Source organism: Streptococcus suis (assembly GCF_002960625.1).
Lineage (GTDB): Bacteria > Bacillota > Bacilli > Lactobacillales > Streptococcaceae > Streptococcus > Streptococcus suis_T.
In genome coordinates this window covers 61,343-79,946 of sequence record NZ_POJH01000030.1, presented here as the reverse complement: position 1 = coordinate 79,946, position 18,604 = coordinate 61,343, and the positions used below count along the sequence as shown (strand labels likewise).

At 40.9% G+C, this 18,604-nt stretch carries 12 protein-coding genes and 1 pseudogene; 7 read left to right on the top strand and 6 right to left on the bottom strand.

Going from position 1 to position 18,604, the window contains the following annotated elements; all coding sequences use genetic code 11:
* Positions 1-12: 12 nt before the first annotated feature.
* A complete protein-coding gene (malQ, locus tag C1G49_RS06350; protein ID WP_105125029.1) occupies positions 13-1,551 on the bottom strand; it encodes a 4-alpha-glucanotransferase in 1,539 nt (512 codons plus the stop codon).
* 314 nt (positions 1,552-1,865) lie between these two features.
* Here malQ and C1G49_RS06345 point away from each other — a divergent pair, with 314 nt between their 5' ends.
* The 6 genes from C1G49_RS06345 (at position 1,866) to pulA (ending at position 9,264) form a co-directional block, all read left to right on the top strand.
* A complete protein-coding gene (locus C1G49_RS06345) occupies positions 1,866-3,122 on the top strand; it encodes an extracellular solute-binding protein (RefSeq protein ID WP_105125028.1) in 1,257 nt (418 codons plus the stop codon).
* 101 nt (positions 3,123-3,223) lie between these two features.
* Positions 3,224-4,513, top strand: coding sequence for a sugar ABC transporter permease (locus C1G49_RS06340; RefSeq protein ID WP_105125027.1), 1,290 nt, complete (start codon positions 3,224-3,226; stop codon positions 4,511-4,513).
* 1 nt (position 4,514) lies between these two features.
* Complete coding sequence (locus C1G49_RS06335) at positions 4,515-5,354, top strand: sugar ABC transporter permease (RefSeq protein ID WP_105118824.1); 840 nt, start codon at positions 4,515-4,517, stop codon at positions 5,352-5,354.
* Between the two features lie 131 nt (positions 5,355-5,485).
* Positions 5,486-6,196, top strand: a complete 711-nt coding sequence (locus tag C1G49_RS06330) for a DUF1189 family protein (protein ID WP_238595854.1) — start codon at positions 5,486-5,488, stop codon at positions 6,194-6,196.
* A 9-nt stretch (positions 6,197-6,205) separates the two neighbouring features.
* Positions 6,206-7,189, top strand: a complete 984-nt coding sequence (locus tag C1G49_RS06325; protein WP_105125025.1) for a LacI family DNA-binding transcriptional regulator — start codon at positions 6,206-6,208, stop codon at positions 7,187-7,189.
* Positions 7,190-7,212: 23 nt separating this feature from the next.
* The gene (pulA, locus tag C1G49_RS06320) at positions 7,213-9,264 is read left to right on the top strand and encodes a type I pullulanase (protein ID WP_105125024.1); all 2,052 of its coding nucleotides are present in this window, start codon (positions 7,213-7,215) and stop codon (positions 9,262-9,264) included.
* A 163-nt stretch (positions 9,265-9,427) separates the two neighbouring features.
* Here pulA and C1G49_RS06315 read toward each other — a convergent pair whose 3' ends face one another.
* Positions 9,428-14,398: a G5 domain-containing protein gene (locus C1G49_RS06315; protein ID WP_105125023.1), complete on the bottom strand. Its 4,971-nt coding sequence runs from the start codon at positions 14,396-14,398 to the stop codon at positions 9,428-9,430.
* Between the two features lie 183 nt (positions 14,399-14,581).
* Here C1G49_RS06315 and C1G49_RS11460 point away from each other — a divergent pair.
* Positions 14,582-14,861 (top strand): annotated as a pseudogene (locus C1G49_RS11460) (type II toxin-antitoxin system RelE/ParE family toxin); the annotation flags it as partial.
* Between the two features lie 64 nt (positions 14,862-14,925).
* On the opposite strand, the gene nrdI reads toward C1G49_RS11460, so the two are convergent.
* From nrdI to C1G49_RS06290, 4 genes are all read right to left on the bottom strand, one after another.
* Positions 14,926-15,378: a class Ib ribonucleoside-diphosphate reductase assembly flavoprotein NrdI gene (nrdI, locus tag C1G49_RS06305; protein ID WP_105125022.1), complete on the bottom strand. Its 453-nt coding sequence runs from the start codon at positions 15,376-15,378 to the stop codon at positions 14,926-14,928.
* 1 nt (position 15,379) lies between these two features.
* The gene (locus C1G49_RS06300) at positions 15,380-16,318 is read right to left on the bottom strand and encodes a YitT family protein (protein WP_105125021.1); all 939 of its coding nucleotides are present in this window, start codon (positions 16,316-16,318) and stop codon (positions 15,380-15,382) included.
* Positions 16,305-18,056 (bottom strand): aspartate--tRNA ligase, encoded by a 1,752-nt coding sequence (aspS, locus tag C1G49_RS06295; protein WP_105125020.1) that lies wholly within the window; start codon positions 18,054-18,056, stop codon positions 16,305-16,307. The genes C1G49_RS06300 and aspS overlap by 14 nt, the downstream gene beginning before the upstream one ends.
* Before the next feature lie 95 nt (positions 18,057-18,151).
* Entirely contained in the window at positions 18,152-18,604 is a 453-nt protein-coding gene (locus C1G49_RS06290) for a GNAT family N-acetyltransferase (RefSeq protein WP_105125019.1), read from the bottom strand.

The window sequence follows — 18,604 nt, the reverse complement described above, 5'->3', positions numbered from 1 at the left end:
AAAACCACCAGCCTAGACTGATGGTTCTGTCATTTCTTCTTTTTTAGCCTTGACAATGGCGTTCTCACGGCGGTAGGTCACTGTCAAATCAAGCAAGTCTGCCTCAATGGCAGGAGTGAGCTGGTCGGCAGTCATCCGCCAAGTCCAGTTACCACCAAGGGTGTTTGGCAGGTTCATACGAGCTGACCCATCCAGACCAAGCAAGTCCTGCATGGTAGCCACGGCCATAAAGGCAGGTGAGCCGAACAGCAAACGGAACAGAGCATGGCTAACCCTTTCATCCTCACGGCGATTGCTATACTTGTCTAAGAATTCCTTGCCCTCGTCAGACAGTTCATTCTCATACCAACCCAGAATGGTATCATTATCATGGGTGCCAGTATAGGCTACGACATTGTTGCGGTGGTTGTGCGGCATTTCAATGCTGTCACCCTCAGGGTCAAAGGCAAACTGCAAGACTTTCATGCCTGGGAACCCAGTCCTTTCACGCAATTGAATGACCTTATCTGTCACTGTTCCCAAATCTTCCGCGATAATATTCAAATCGCCCAAGTGGTACTTGATGGTTTCAAAGAGTTCGAAACCTGGTGCTTCCACACGGTAGCCATTGACCGCTGTTTCTTCCCCTGCTGGAATTTCCCAGAAAGAAGCAAAACCGATAAAGTGGTCGATCCGTACCATGTCATAAATCTTGAAGGATTCACGCAAACGAGCCACCCACCAAGTAAATCCATCCTGCTTCATAGCTTCCCAGTCATAAATTGGATTGCCCCAGAGCTGACCGATTTCTGAAAAGGCATCTGGTGGACAGCCGGCAACCACACTTGGCTTGCCTTCTTCGTCTGTCTTGAAGAAGTGTGGATTGGCCCACATATCCGCAGAATCAGCCGCGATATAAATCGGCATATCCCCAACAAACTCAACACCTTTGGCATTGGCGTAAGCCTTCAAAGCATGCCACTGACTGAAGAACAAATACTGGGTGATGCGATGGTAATCCATCTGCTCCGCTAAGAGCTGACGGTAATACTCTAATGTATCATGATAGCGCAGGCGAGCTCCTTGATCCTCCCAATCAATCCAGGGCTTATTATCAAAATGCTCTTTGATAGCCATGTACTCTGCAAAAGTGTGCAACCAAAAGCCATTTTCCTCAGCAAAAGACCAGTAATCCTCTGGCAACCCCTCTGCCTTTATCGCTTTCACAGCCTTTTCCAAGACAGGACGCCGACCATAAAATACCTTGGCATAATCCACTTCTGTATCCTTGTCGCCAAAGTCAATTCCAGCTAGATCCTCCTCGGTCAACCAACCCTTTTCAATCAGAAAATCAAAATCGATAAAGTGAGTATTGCCCGCAAAGGCAGAGAAAGACTGGTAAGGCGAGTCACCATAACTAGTCGTTCCCAAAGGCAAAATCTGCCAGTAGCGTTGCTTAGTTCTTTCTAAAAAATCAACAAAATCATAGGCAGCCTGTCCCATAGAACCAATGCCGTATTTTCCAGGTAAAGATGAAATGTGCATGAGCACTCCACTTTGGCGTTCTTTCATAAAATCTTCCCCATATCTTTCTAGATAATCATAAATAAGATGCAAACGATTGCTTTTTATCATTATATAATGAAAACGGTAACAAATCAAGCTTTTTCACAATTATATCAGTCAATTTCAGCAATTTTTTCATGTTTCTACATTATATAACAAAAGTTTATCCGACATTTTATATTGACCTAAAAAATTTTTTAAAAATTTTTATAAAAACGCTTGCAAACGGATTCATAATAGTGTATAATAAAGTCAACTTAGGAAAACGTTTGCGCTAGTGGACGTTTCACAATAAACCATTTATTCTTGGAGGGAAGAATATGAAACACAAACTTCTTAAGAGCGTTGCTCTTCTAGCTGCATCTACTGCTGTCTTGGCTGCTTGCTCAAGCTCATCATCCACTTCAAGCTCTTCTGCTGAAGGCGGAAAAGAGTTGACAATCTACGTTGATGGTCAATACGAAGCATACATCAACGAAGCAAAAGCTGCCTTTGAAAAAGAAAATGAAGGCGTAACTGTTACAGTGAAGACTGGTGATGCTCTTACAGGTTTGGACAACTTGTCACTTGACAACCAATCAGGTTCAGCTCCAGACGTGATGATGGCACCATACGACCGTGTAGGTAGCCTTGGGGCAGAAGGTCAGCTTTCAGAAGTGAAATTGGCTGAAACAAGCAATACAGATGACACTACTGAAACATTGGTAACTTCTGGCGGTAAAGTTTATGGTTCACCTGCCGTTATCGAAACATTGGTTGCTTACTACAACAAAGACCTTGTTTCTGCAGCACCAAAAACATTTGCTGAATTGGAAGAATTGGCAAAAGACAGCAAATACGCATTTGCTGGTGAAGAAGGTAAAACTTCAGCCTTCCTAGCTGACTGGACAAACTTCTACTATGCATATGGACTTCTTTCTGGTTACGGTGGTTATGTATTCGGTGAAAATGGTACAGATCCAAAAGACATCGGTCTTGCCAACGACGGTGCTATTAAAGCTATCGAATACGCTAAAACTTGGTATGAAAAATGGCCTCAAGGTCTTCAAGACGCATCTGCCGCTGGTAACTTGATCCAAACTCAATTTACTGAAGGCAAAACAGCTGTTATCATCGATGGTCCATGGAAAGCTTCTGCTTTGAAAGATGCTGGTGTCAACTACGGCGTTGCTACTATCCCTACACTTGCTGACGGCAAAGCATACTCAGCATTCGGTGGTGGTAAGGCTTGGGTTATCCCTGCAGGTTCTAAAAACCCTGACTTGGCTCAAAAATTCGTTGACCACTTGACTTCTACTGAACAACAAAAAGCATTCTACGATGCTACAAACGAAGTTCCAGCTAACACTGAAGCTCGTGAGTATGCAGTAAGTAAGAACGATGAATTGACAACTGCTGTTGTAGAGCAATTTGCTTCTGCACAACCAATGCCAAACATCTCAGAAATGAGCACAGTTTGGGAACCAGCTGCCAACATGCTCTTTGAAGCAGTAAGCGGTAAGAAAGATCCTAAAACTGCTGCTACTGACGCTGTGAAATTGATTGAAGACACAATCGCACAAAAATACGGCAACTAGTCATTCTTAAGTAGGACTGGGATTTCTTCCCAGTCTACTTTGTTAATAAGAAACTAAAAAGTATATTGATATTTAGGACTGACCTAAAGGAGATTACAACTATGAAACAAAATCCAAATAAGGCACTCCTTTTGTCCCTGATTCCTGGTCTTGGACAAATCTATAACAAGCAAAAAGCAAAAGGCTACATTTTTCTTGGCGTAACGCTGGCTTTCCTGATTTACTTTATTGTAATCGCAGCTGGTGAAATCGGAAACTTGATTACTCTGGGTAGCCAACGTGGTCGTGACAACTCTCTCTTCATGCTGATTCGTGGTTCCTTCCACCTCATCATTACAGTTGTCTATCTTGCTTTTTATGCCCTCAACTTGAAGGATGCCCGCGATACAGCCAAACGAATCAATAATGGCATTCCTGTAGCCGTTACATTGCAAGATATGGTAAAAGGTATCTATGAGAATGGTTTCCCTTATCTCTTGATTATCCCTTCTTACATTGCCATGACCTTTGCCATAATTTTCCCGGTTGTGGTGACTCTCTTCATCGCCTTTACCAACTACGATTTCCAACACCTACCTCCTGGTGCTCTTCTAGATTGGATTGGCTTTACTAACTTTACCAATATCTGGAAACTCAGCACCTTCCGTGCAGCCTTTGGTTCTGTCTTAGGCTGGACAATCATCTGGGCCTTGGCTGCGTCAACTGCACAGATTGTTATCGGTATCCTGACAGCCATCATTGCTAACCAGCCATTTATCAAAGGAAAACGCATCTTCGGTGTTATCTTCTTGCTCCCATGGGCTGTTCCAGCCTTCGTGACTATCTTGACCTTCAGTAACATGTTCAACGATAGTGTCGGTGCCATTAACACACAAGTATTGCCATTCCTAAGCAAATTCTTGCCATTTATCGACAACTTCCTTATTCCATGGAAAACAGATCCATTCTGGACTAAGGTTGCCCTGATCATGATGCAGGCTTGGCTTGGTTTCCCATATATCTACGTCTTGACCTTGGGTATTTTGCAATCTATTCCAAACGATTTGTACGAGGCTGCCTACATTGATGGGGCAAGTGCCATTCAAAAATTCCGTAGCATTACCTTGCCAATGATCTTGGCAGTGGCTGCTCCTACTCTGATCAGTCAGTACACCTTCAACTTCAACAACTTCTCTATCATCTACCTCTTCAATAACGGTGGACCTGGTAGCGTCGGTGGTGGTGCTGGTTCGACTGACATCTTGATTTCATGGATTTACAAATTGACAACTGGTACTGCTCCTCAGTATTCAATGGCAGCTGCGGTTACCTTGATTATCTCTATGATTGTCATCAGTATCTCTATGATTGCCTTCAAGAAATTAAACGCCTTTGAAATGGAGGATGTATAAGATGAAAGTATCTGTGAAAACTAGACGCATACTCAATCAGACTTTTACCTATCTCTATCTGATTGCCCTGTCTATCATCATTATCTACCCTCTATTGATTACCATCATGACAGCCTTTAAATCAGGCAACGTGGTAGCTTTCAAGCTGGAACCAATCCAGTTTACTTTGGACAATTTCAAAGGACTATTTAGCGAAACTCTCTACGGTACCTGGTATCTCAATACGCTCATTATCGCAATCTTGACAATGCTTATCCAAACCAGTATAGTGGTATTAGCTGGTTATGCTTATAGCCGTTATAACTTCATCGCTCGTAAACAGAGTTTGGTCTTCTTCTTGATTATTCAAATGGTGCCAACAATGGCTGCCCTTACAGCCTTCTTCGTTATGGCCCTCATGCTCAATGCCCTCAACCAAAGCTGGTTCCTCATCTTCCTTTATGTTGGTGGTGGTATCCCAATGAATGCATGGCTCATGAAAGGTTATTTCGATACAGTGCCAATTTCTCTCGATGAATCTGCAAAACTAGACGGTGCTGGTCACTTCAGACGTTTCTGGCAAATCGTTCTTCCACTTGTTCGTCCAATGATTGCTGTACAGGCACTCTGGGCCTTCATGGGACCTTTTGGAGATTACATCCTATCCAAATTCTTGCTTCGTGAAAAAGAATTTTATACTGTAGCAGTCGGTCTTCAAACCTTCATCTCTGATGTAAAAAACTTGAAGATTGCCTACTTCGCGGCAGGTGCTATCCTCATCGCCCTCCCAATCAGTATCCTATTCTTCTTCCTACAAAAGAACTTTGTATCTGGTTTAACAAGTGGTGGTGACAAGGGGTAACCCTGTCCCACCTTTTCCCTTTTTAGACAGAGCCAAAATTTTTATGAAAGGTACAACACATGATTCCCTACCCATTCTCTTATTTTTCCAGTATTTTTTCTCCTAGAAAAATGTTTGCCAACCGCGGATGGATGAAAGTCTGGCAAGGTCTATTTACTACGCTCTTTTTAGTGTCCCTCCTAGTCATTCCCAGCTCACTCCAAACGGTCAGCTTGGAAACCTATCCGCTGGAAAACTTTGTAGAAGGAGTGTATCAACCGCTCAATGAGGATGTCATGAATGACCTTAGCCAACATGTAGCTATTGAAAATGGACAATTCACCTATACAGGAAATAGTAGCTGGGAGCAGGTTACCTTTGGTGAAACAGTGCCTACAAGTTCTGATTTCTCCTACCAATTTGGCCAACAAAGTCTGACCATTCGAAAAGGGCAGGATATCCTAACCCAGCTCAGCTACGATGGACTGACAAATGCTGATTTTTCGAGTAAGGAAAGATTGACCACCGCCCTTTCAAAGAATTGGTACCAAGCCAATCGGGCAATAGTTGGGCTGAGCATTACCTTGGTATCAACCATGATTTTGGCCACCAATCTCCTCTTTATTCTACTGGGTGCAAGTGGCTTTCTCTACCTGACTAAAAAATCCCGTTTCTTCCATTTTCATACCTTTAAAGAATGTTTCAATTTCTCCCTACATTGCTTAGGACTACCAACCATTTTAGCCTGCTTGATTGGGATTTTTGGGCAGCCTGTTACAACTGTTTTGACTGTTCAAAATATCCTCTTTGTGATAGTATTGATTTGGGTATTTTTCAAAACCAAATTCAGAGATGAGATTTAGGAGGTTCCTATGCGTGCTACCATTAAAGACGTCGCTAAGTTAGCAGGTGTTTCACCTTCTACCGTTACCCGCGTCATTCAGAACAGCTCTGCTATTAGTCAAAAAACCAAAGACCTAGTTAGAAAGGCTATGGCGGATCTAAACTACCACCCCAATCTCAATGCTCGTAGTCTGGTTTCTAGCTACACACAGGTGATTGGCTTGGTACTTCCTGAAGATTCTGATATCTTCTACCAAAACCCTTTCTTCCCAACAGCCCTGCGTGGTATTTCACAGGTTGCTGCTGACCACAATTATGCGATCCAAATTTCTACTGGAAAAAATGAAGAACAGCGATTGGAAGCTATTTCTCAGATGGTCTATGGAAAACGGGTTGATGGTTTAATTTTCCTTTATTCCAAGCCAGATGATCCACTGGTCCAGCTAGCCATTCAGCATAAGTTTCCCTTCCTCATTCTCGGTAAGGCAGATTCTCCATTTATCTCCCTAGTCGATAATGACAATATCCAGGCTGGATTTGAAGCGACCAATTACTTTATCAATAAGGGCTACAAGAATATTGCCTTTGTCGCTGGTAACAAGGAACTGGTCGTTTCCCAAGACCGTTATTCCGGCTATAAAAACGCCCTCAAATCTCATAATATCCCCCTTGACGAAAACAAGGTCAAGTTTGTTTCAGGCTTCCTATTGGAAGACAGTTCCTACAAGATTTCCAAAAAATTACTCAAACAAGAGATTGATGCTATCGTCACAACCGATACTATGGTGGCAGAAGGGATTGTCAAATACCTCAACGAATTCGGTACAAAACTCCCTATCATCTCCTTTGACTCTGTCAAACCAAAATTGGATATTGAAGCCTATGTCGATGTCCACGCTATCAAACTAGGACGTGTGGCCTTCAATACCCTTCACCAAATCATCAGCGACAACAAGGAAGACAAGCAGGTCTGCTACCGCCGTGTCATTCCGCATACGATTACTGAACTTTAACCTAGAAAGGAGCCGTTCGGCTCATGGCATTACGACAATTTCAAGCATTTCTAGATGATGTAGCTACTATTCGCTTGGTTATGGAAAAACGATTTGATACCGAACACATGAGTTTTTCCCTCGAGTCCGACGATGCCACATCTCAACTTTTCATTCATTCCTGTCTAGAGGTAGAAAACCTGGTTCTCTACTATCTGACCAGCCTACACGCCTTAAATTTGGACAAGGACTATGCCATTTACGATCAAGACCGCAATAAAACAGAGCTAGGCTATGGTCATATTGTCCGCTCTGCTATTTTCGAACAAAACTATACCTATGATGGCAGTGATTTGGGGGCAACTTATAGCCCTCAGTCCACAATCTTCAAACTCTGGGCACCTATCTCCAAGCAGGTATTTTTAGTCCTTGAGGGAACACCGTATGCCATGACAAGGGGTTCAAAAGGTGTCTGGCAGGTCACAGTAGAGGGTGATTTGGACAGTCAAAGCTACCACTATCTCCACAAAGTCAATGGCGAGTGGATTTCTGTTCATGACCCCTATGCCCTTTCTTCCAAGGCTAATTCTGGCGATAGCTACGTCATCAACCCAAGTAAGCTCCACAAGGTTCGTCGTGCCAAGACTCAACGCCCTATCTCTCAGGCTATTGTCTATGAAATGAGCGTCCGTGATTTCTCCTGGCAGACAGAAGCAGGCTTCAAACACCGTAGCCAATTCCTGGGTCTAACCGAATCTCCTATCTTAGACGGTATGCAGCTTGGCATGGACTATATCAAAAACTTGGGCGTTACCCATATTCAACTCTTACCAGTGTATGATTTTGGCAGTGTAGATGAAAACAAACCCCAAGCTGTTTACAACTGGGGGTACGACCCTATGCAGTACAATCTGCCTGAAGGATCCTTCTCCAGCCTGCCAAACGACCCCTATGCTCGCATTCTAGAACTCCAAGAGGCCATTCAAGCCTATCACGATGCCGATATTTCCGTCAATATGGACGTTGTTTACAACCATGTTTATCATGCTGAGAAATACGCATTTGAACTGATTGTCCCTGGTTATTTCTACCGTTACAACGAGCATGGTATGCGGACGGATGGTACTTTCTGTGGCAACGATGTCGCTAGCGAACGCAGCATGGTCCGTAACTACATCAAGCAATCCCTCCGCCAATGGACCAGTATCTATGGTTTTGATGGCTTCCGTTTCGACTTGATGGGGATTTTGGACAGCCAAACCATCAACCAAATCCAAGAGGAATTATCAGCCATTCATCCAAATATCTATCTCTATGGCGAAGGTTGGAAGATGGCAACTGGTCTAGACTATGAAAAACTGGCACACCAGTACAATGCTGACCAGCTTCCAGAAGTGAGTTTCTTCAACGATGACTATCGGGATACCTTCAAGAAACTCTTGCTCAACCCTACCCGTCTAGTTGACAAACAACTACACGAAAAAGTGCAACATCTCCTGACTGGAAGCCGCTACAGCCACTTCATCACACCGCAACAGTCACTTAACTATATTGAGTGTCATGATAATGCAACGGCCTTTGATTACTTCCATATTGAACATCCAGACTGGACACCTCAGCAACAAAAACGGGCTGCTAGCTTTGGGCTACAATTGGTCCTCATTTCCCAAGGGATGGCCTTTATTCATAGCGGACAAGAATTCTTCCGTACCAAGGATGAAATTGATAATACTTACAATATTCCGGATAGAATCAATCGCCTAGACTGGACACGGGCTGTTCACTATAAGGAACATATTGAATTTATCCAAGAATTGATTGCCTTCCGTAAAAACAATCCAATTCTAAGTCAGGACAGCTATGAAACCATTCAAGAAACCTGTGATTTCTACTGGCTGACCGAATACGTCCTCCGCTATCAAGTCACAAATGGCGACAAGACTATCCAGTTCATTATCAACTTTGCGGATAGCGATTTTGTTTTCGAAAACGAAAAAGAGCAAACCATTCGCTTCAGCTTCCCACCAGTTGACGATAAAAAAGCCCAGCAAATTACCCTTGCTGGACAAAGTATTTGTATTTTGGAAGATAAATAGGACCTAAGACGGATGTTAGCGAAAGAAATATAGGCTATACTATAGTCACTCCTAAATATTTTTCATAAATCTCCTTAGAACTCATCAGTCATGCTGGTGAGTTTTTTGTGTACCAAAAAACAACCCAGCATAAAGCTGAGTTGTTTAGACTATGGTTGACAAATTAATAAAGATTAACTCGATTAGCCACCTTCATCCAATCATTTTTAGAAGGAATCAGTTTCTCTAGTTCCCCGATAGCATTCTGTCTATAGGTAGCAACTAACGAATTTATATTTTTATCAGCACCTGCCGCCTGCATGTTTGGCGTACTATGATTTGCTCTAACTTCAAAGATTGTCAACCCGTCTTCTTTGCGAGTTTGAACTTGGTAATCATAAACATCAAATCTCGTTTCTTTCTCTGTTCTAAGATAAGTTCTTACTACCCAATTTTTTAGAGATCGATCTTGTCGCTCTTTATCTAAGAATCGAACAGAATCAACATAGTGTTTAGATTTCTCCTTACCTCCAGAATAGTCCTTATTATTAGGTTTTATAGCAAATTCTTGCATATTTACACGCTGCTCACCATTCATATAGTAAGTTGGAATAATTACAGTATCCCCCTTCAATTTCCACTCTGATTGAGGAGCAATAATGATTGGCGGGATATACCCTCCACGACCACCAACATATGCAAATAATAATGTTTTATCTTTTGCAAGGTAAATCCACCTTGTACGAATATTATGTTCTGTAAATAAGTTGATAAAACTTGATGTATCGTAATCTAACAATGATTTATCAATGCTAATAGCATCCAACTCTATCAGTACATCTTGTAATTGATAGGTGGTTGGCTGATAAGTATTATAGGAATCAATGACAGAATCTAAATCATATTGAACAATTTGCCCAAAACTCTCCTGCTTCCCTGGAATACGAGTCCAGTCCATTACCAGTTTAAATGTTTTACTTGATGATAGTGAAAGAACATCCACAGGCGCTTCATCAATCACCTTCCTAATTCCATCAAAATCAAAGAATCTAGAAATAAATGTCGCCTTATTAGTAACATTATACAGTATATAATCTACCAACGTATCATCAATAATGCTATTTCTAGCTTCTAACTGAACTATTTCTTCGAGATCTGATTTCTTGGCTCCTGGTAGATATAGAATAAATTCTTTCTTCTCTTTAGCATCATAAGTGTCCTTATTATGTACACCGTATGGATAGGATGATTCTAATTTTACTCCATCCTTATATTCTACCTTACCAACAGGATCATAACTCAATTCCAACAATGTCATTTTGTATTTATTGTTACCGATCAATTCAGGATTCGTAAATCTACCTTTAAAATTAGAATAGAAGCGTTGTCCGTTTGGTGACTTTTCATCCTGAATACCATAATTACTGTCATGGAAGCTACCTTCAAAATGACCATTTGATTGCAATTTCAAACCAGTACCCCATGCTCCTGCACCACTTGAGAATGTGAATGGATTGGTAATGCGATCAAGAAGTAAATCATTCCCAGTTACTATGGACGTTTTATCTACATTTTCCGTTTTATCTACGTTCTCCGTTTTATTCTTGCTATCACTCTCCGCAGTAGCAGTAGTTTCTTTAGAATATGTTAGAAAAATATCTCTAATATCTAGTAGAGTCACCTCGCTCTCAAGTTCCAGTTTTCTAATTTTTTCAGCAAGCCATGGAAACTTTTCTTTAAGAGCTTTAATAATATCTATTTCCGCACCAATATTTATGAATCTATATATACTGAACTTGCCTTCGATATCTTTCCAAATAGATTTTAATACTTCTTTATCACTAATGTCCTCTATTAAATCACTTAACTTTATACTACCTTCGCCTTCAATACCAAGACCTCCCCATGGTTTAAGAGATAAAATATCTATTTGTAAAATTTCAGCAGTAATATCCATAGATGGACCGACTTGTAGCGTTGCTTCAAATTCTAAATTGCCAAGAGAAGGTTTTCCAGAACTTTCTGGTTTATTAAATTTAGGAATCCAGTTTTGCATTTCAAACTTTACTTTATTTTGAAGCTCATAACCTACTGTAATTGAAATAGAACCATCAATTGAATACTCTATAAATAATGGAATTTCAACGCTACCGACTCCAGTTGCAATTGGCAATTCCAATTTTCCTAATTCAATCGTAACAGTTCCTAAGTCTTTAAGCTTACCTGTTTTTTCGTTGCCAAACGTTAACCCTCCTGAAAGTTTTATATTTTTCTCGAACTCTAAATCTAAGTTAGCTATATCTACCGTCGGGAACCAACTATTTAATGATATAGCTTTTGAAGTAAATTTTCCTCCAACTTCAAGTTCAATTTTACCCTTCAGTTTTTCTATTTCTTTTGATAGGACCACTTCCCGACTAATTTCAATAGTTCGCAACGTACTTTCGTTACTCTCGCTCCTATTAACTACCTTTACTCCATCACTTGGGATAAAAACAGCTTCTGAAAGATCAAACTCAAATTTGTCAATATCAATATCTTTAATTACTTCAAAAATATTAGGCTGTTCATATAAGACTGTAGCTTGACCATTCTGATTAATGACTTTAGTAACTTTAATAGCCTTCAAAGTTTCATAAATCTTAGTAGGAGGGATGACTATTACATCGCCTACCTGTACGTCTAGCTCATTAGACAGTACAACTGACAATCCATTATCTTCAAGAGTTTGATAATAGGCATCATTTAGGTAGATTATCTGAGGATTCAACTGCACTCGTCCAGTTTCATCTGCAATCCGTTTACCAAGTAAAAATTGACCTTGTTCATTGATAACAAGTGGATCAGTGCCACTAATAGCCATCACTTGTGATTTAAACTGTCCCGATTCCAGAGTATAAACTTTATTAGGTACTAAATGAGTGTAGGTATAACCCTCTACATCTGTTTTAATAGTATCTACCAATTTACCATCTAAAACAACACGCACTTCATTCTCTTCTAAAGCTAGCCCTTCTTGATTATAAACATATCCAGAAACAGCAATTTTCTCGATTGGTTTACCTGTTCTATCTATTGCTTGAGTTCCAATTTTATAAACTTTTGTAATAACAGGCAATTCTCGAGTATATACTAGCTCCGTCGTATCAGCATTGTCTTCACCTTCTTGTTTTTTACGAATATTTAAAGTGACATAGGCTGCTTGAATGGATTCTAGCTGACGAGTTCCCGCCTGTAAGCTAGAATCATAAATATCTACAATTTTTACTTGAGAGAGATTAGGATTTGAAAGATTTGCCAAGTTTATGTATCGACTATCAACTTCAACTAAACGGACGATTTCTTCTTGTGGAACCTCCTTATCAAGAATTATTTCGTTAATTTCAATAGAATACGTTTCTTGAACACCAGTCGTAACTTGTTCTGCAACAGAAGGTTTATCAATAACTTCAGTTAATACTTGATGATTTTTTTCTGTTGGTCCAGTTGAAGCTGATTCACTAGATGATACCGATGTATCATTTTTTATAACAGAACTCCCTGTTCCAACCCTGATAATATGGTTCTTCGGAGCTCGCTCTTCATTTTCAGAAATAAGGTTACGTTCCGTTTCAACTCCATCAACCAAACGAATTTCCTGAACTGTAATCCGTTGTCCCATTTGACCTTCCTGCTCCACTACCGTTTGATTTGCAGGAAGTGTTGTGTCCTCTTTCAATACTACTTCAAACGGAATTTCCTCCGTCAAACGAACAGTACGTACAGTAGTATGTATCTCGACTGTTTTTAACACTTTCTCTGTTTCTGGTAAAATTGGAGTCGTGCTTGGCTGAACTCCTTCGCTTTGGCTATTTCCATCCGTTTTATTACCAGTTTCAATATCTGTTGCATTGGTGTTCGAATCGCCAATATTGGCAGCGGTTGCACCTGAAACCTGCCCATTTTCTGTGCTATCAACTCCTTCTTCAACAGAAATGCCTAAGGTAGTTGTGACTGAGGAAGAAACTTCTACACTCTCCTCCACCTGTTGCTCGCTCACAATGATTTCCTCAGAAATAACTTCCTCATTTACCGTCGGAACACTCATAGTTGCAGATGTGATTGTGGCAAAATCAAACTCACTGACTTCGTTCAAAGTTGTCTCAGCCTTCTTATAGATTTCCGTCACTGTATAGACTGTCTGTAAAATATTATCTACTGTTCGTTCTGACTTAACAGGATTACTTGTAGATACCAAAACATAGCCAGTTATATCCGTAAGTAACTGCCCCTGCTCATCAACTTTTATAGTTTCTGTTACCGTTTCCTTATTAAGATAAGTCTTCTCAGCTTCTGCTACTTCCGTAGGTTGTTCCACTATTGAGTCCGTATTAACAGAACCTTCCTTTACATCTACAGCTGGCGGAGTTGTTTGCTCTACTTGAGTAGTCGCTTCATCTACAGGATGGTCTACCACAATCTTTTCCACAGTCGATTGCTCAATCACTGCCGGAAGCGAAGTTGCTTTTGTTACTTGTTCATTTTTTTCTTCCGCTTTCTCTCTATCTTCTTGTAGGACTACTTTTTCTTCAGACTGGACAATATTCTCAGAATCTCCTAAATAACCTACAAAATTATAACCGGCTATAGTAATTTTTCCGTCTGGTAAGCTGGAACCAACTTCTAAGATACGAGTCTGGCTGTACTTGGCTAAAGTCGCCACGGTCACAGCAGATGCAGAAGTCACAACCAGGCTACCACCTACTATTGTCAGAAACATGGCAGAGCGAACAGCCTTCTTATTCTTGCGACCGACAGCTATAGCGATAATCAAAAGACCAGCACCGACAGCACCTGTCAAAAGCGAGGATACTGTACCTGTCTTAGGAAGAACATCCGAACCTGCCTTGCGATAAACCAAATAATAAGTAGCATCCGCTGTCACTTCTTTTGGCAATTCACTAACAAGCGCCTGCTTTTCTGCCTCAGTTAACTCATCCGTTGTCACATAATCGTAGCGAACAGTCGCAGTTCCACTCTCTGCCAGGACTGGTACAGCTGACACAAGACCGACTCCTAAAAGTGCAGATGCTACTCCTAAACCAGAAAACTTACGAACCCCATACCGAAAGCGCTTTCTTTCTTGTGTTCCAAAACGCTTAAAGCCATATTTCATATACAATCTCCTATATTTTTAATTTTAAATCAATTTCATTTTATACATAAAAATATTAGATGTCAAGATAGATATATGCTATTTTAGTAAAAATCGAACATTTTAAGAATTATATAATATTAAACAGAAAAACATTATTTTTATTGGGTCTTTTAAAACTAGACACATAATGTATTAGAGTAACTTCGTACCCTCAAGTCTTATATTGAAAATACTTATTTCTCAAAAAGAACTGGTGATAATACTATAAATAATATCCTGTATGATTTACAAAGACTAGAGATTTTTCCTGAAGATGATTTTAATGTCGATGAAAGAGTGGAGTCTACTATCATATCCCCATATACCACTCGTTGCATAATGCTAGTTGACTATCTTGTCTTTTACCATATATTATAAGGTAGCCGAACCATTTTTGTATCTCAGTGAACAAGATTATCTAAGACTCTTCAAGAAAAAATAAATGAATGTATAGTAAGCTTCCTTTACAGACTTATTATACATTCATTTTTGTTATCTATTGCATTTCACATCAATTCCATGATTCTCCGACCAATGCGTTCAATATCATTCTGCATACCACGCAATTCAAAGGTATCAATAACAGGGAATCCAAAGCGCTCAGAATACTGCTTGGCAGTCAGACAATATTGGTTGTTGAAATTCCGATTGCCTGAGCCAACAACCCCCAGACAGAGCTCTGCATTTGTGCCCAAAGCGATGAAATCTCCAAGGGGATTTGTTAAAATCTCCACATCTCCATTGTCCACTCCATTTCCACCTTCTAAATAAGTTGGTAGAAAAGCCACAAATGGCGCATCTAGCTGATAGAAAGGAATATCCTGCTTGACCAGGTCCTTGACATGAACCAGTTCAAGGTCCCAATCTGTCTGAAATTGGAAAAATGACTTCAAACGTTTTACAAAACTTTCCGTATTGCCACTCAAACTGATATATACCAGATAGATTTTTTTCTTCATCCTACTCACTCTCCACAAAATGCCCGATAATATTGACATTGTCCGCGACAGATACAAAAGCTCTTGGGTCTGCTTTTTTCATAATTTGCTTAAATTCACTAAACTCCGCACGAGTAATAATGGTAATCAGTACCGTTTTTTGCTCATGATTGTAGGCACCCTCCGCACCATTGATGATAGTCACACCACGATTGAGTTTCTTGTGAATTTGTTTAATAACTCGGTCTGGCTGATTGGTAATAATCATGGCCTGCATTCGCTTCTGCTTGACAAAAATAGCATCTGTCATCCGACTAGAGATGAAAAGTGCAACCATGGAATACAAGGCATACTTCCAGCCAAATGTCATCCCCGCTATCAGCATAATCATAATATTAACAATCAGGGAAATGGAGCCAACTTGCCGTCCCGTCTTTTGCCGAATGATGATGGAAACAATATCAGTACCACCACTGGATACATTATTCCTAAGTGCAAAGCCAATCCCTGTTCCTAGCATAAGTCCACCAAAAATAGCATTGACCAGAGGATCAGTTGTCAATGTGACCGGAGGCATAAACTGAATAAACAAGGAGCTAAGAGATACGGTAATAAAGGTAAAGATGGTAAACTTGTAGCCAATTTTATACCAGGCTATGACGAGCAAGGGAATATTGAGGGCATAATATACCACAGCGATTGGTAGATTCCAACCCGCATAAGAAGCAGCTAAGGCAGAAACTATCTGAGCTATACCAGTCACTCCCGATGAATAGACATTACCTGGTCGAAAGAAAAAATTGACTGCAATACTAGATAGGAGTCCATAAATAATGGACCCCGATATCCGTTCTGCATATTTTTCTCGAGAAATTCCTGAGATAACTGACCAAAACTTATTCTTTCTGGCCTTTCTTAAAAAGCCTACACGCAGTTTTCTGAAAAATTTATTCATTTTCAAGTGTGATATCTAAAGCTAATTCCTCTAATTGAGCTGATGCAACTGTGCTTGGAGCCTGTGTCATTGGATCAGATGCCTTGTTGTTCTTCGGAAAGGCAATGACTTCACGGATGTTGTCCTCACCAGCCAAGAGCATGACAAAACGGTCCAAACCGATAGCCAATCCTCCATGTGGTGGGAAACCATAGTCCATAGCTTCTAGCAAGAAACCAAACTGCTCATGGGCATCCTCTGCAGAGAAGCCAAGTGCCTTGAACATCTGCTCCTGCACCTCTTTTTGGTTGATACGAAGGCTACCGCCGCCAAGCTCATATCCATTTAGAACAATGTCATAGGCAACCGCACGTACTTGTGCCAAATCACCATCCAAATGATGAGCTGTGTCTGCTGTTGGCAAGGTGAATGGGTGGTGGGCACTCATGTAGCGTCCTTCTTCTTCTGACCACTCAAACATTGGCCAGTCCACAATCCAAAGGAAGTTGAACTTACTTTCGTCAATCAAACCTTGCTCTTTTGCCAAGCGATTACGCAAAGCACCCAAGGTATTGTTGGCAACTTCCAATTCATCTGCCACAAAGAGAACTAAGTCCTTGTCTTCCAGTTGTAAACTTGCTGTCAAGTCAGCAGTAATAGCTGTCAAGAATTTGGCAACTGGACCCGCTAGTTCCCCCTGGTCAACCTTAACCCAAGCTAATCCCTTGGCACCAAATTGTTTGGCGTACTCTGTTAATTTATCAATATCCTTACGAGAGTAGCTGTCCGCCGCACCTTTGACTACAATAGCCTTTACAACAGGTGCTTCTGAGAAGACTTTGAAGTCAACTTCCTTGACAACCTCTGTCAAGTCTTGTAAAAGCATGTCAAAACGAGTATCTGGCTTGTCTGAACCGTAGAAATTCATAGCATGGTCATAGGACATACGTGGGAATGGCAAGGTCACGTCGATCCCTTTGGTATCTTTCAAGACCTTAGCAATCAAGCCTTCTACGATGTCTTGGATTTCAACTTCATTCAAGAATGAAGTTTCTAAGTCAACCTGTGTAAACTCAGGTTGACGGTCCCCACGCAAATCTTCGTCACGGAAACACTTAACGATTTGGTAATAACGGTCAAAACCAGCATTCATCAATAGCTGCTTAGTAATCTGTGGGCTTTGTGGAAGGGCATAGAAGTGACCTTTTGACACACGAGAAGGTACCAAGTAATCACGCGCACCTTCTGGCGTTGACTTGGTCAACATTGGCGTTTCCACATCGATAAATTCAAGCTCGTCTAAGTAGTTACGAATGCTGTGGGTTACAGCTGCACGCAACTTGAAGTTGTTAAGCATTTCTGGACGACGAAGATCCAAATAGCGATAGCGCAAACGTGTATCGTCACTGGCTTCAATGCCATCCTTGATTTCAAATGGAGTTGTCTTAGCCGTGTTGAGCACTGTCAAGCTGGTTACTTGCAGTTCAACCGCTCCTGTTGGAATATTGTCGTTTGCTTGTTCGCGCTCCACAACCGTTCCCGTCACTTCGATAACGAATTCACTACGGAGGCTTTCAGCAGTTGTCATGAGATCTTGATCTACAAGTTCTGGATTGATGACCAATTGCATAATACCTTCGCGGTCACGCAAATCAATGAAAATCAAGCCACCCAAGTCACGACGGCGGCCAACCCAACCTTTCAAAGTAATTTCCTGTCCGACATGTTCCTTACGAACACGTCCAGCGTACATAGAACGTTTCATATTCTTCCTCTTTTACTGATTTTATACTTATTCATTCTACCATAAAATAGCTGATTTTTGGGGGAAATTGCCGAGAAAAAATCGAAAAACCAGCCCTAGTTGACTGGTTTGCTGTATAGCATATCCAAATGCGGAATATCATCCTCCAAATATACTTCAGAAACTGGCTTAAAGCCAAGCGATTGATAGAATTTTTCTAAATAGGCTTGGGCACCGATTTTAATCTGATTTTCTTTCCATTCATTTGTAATGTAATGGATAGCTTGCTCCATCATTGGCCGACCCAAGCCTTTACCACGATGACTTGGCTTGATGACCACACGACCGATGGAAACTTCATCATAGCTCAGACCAGCCGGTAAAATTCTCAAGTATGCAACCAACTCCCCGTTGTCTGTGCCTAAAAGATGAAGACAGTTTGGATCCTTTCCATCAACTTCAGGATAGGGACAGGCTTGTTCTACAACAAACACATTGGTCCGAAGTGTCAAGATGGTGTAAAGTTCCTGTAAACTAAGTTGGTCAAATGCTTTTATTTCCCACTGCAT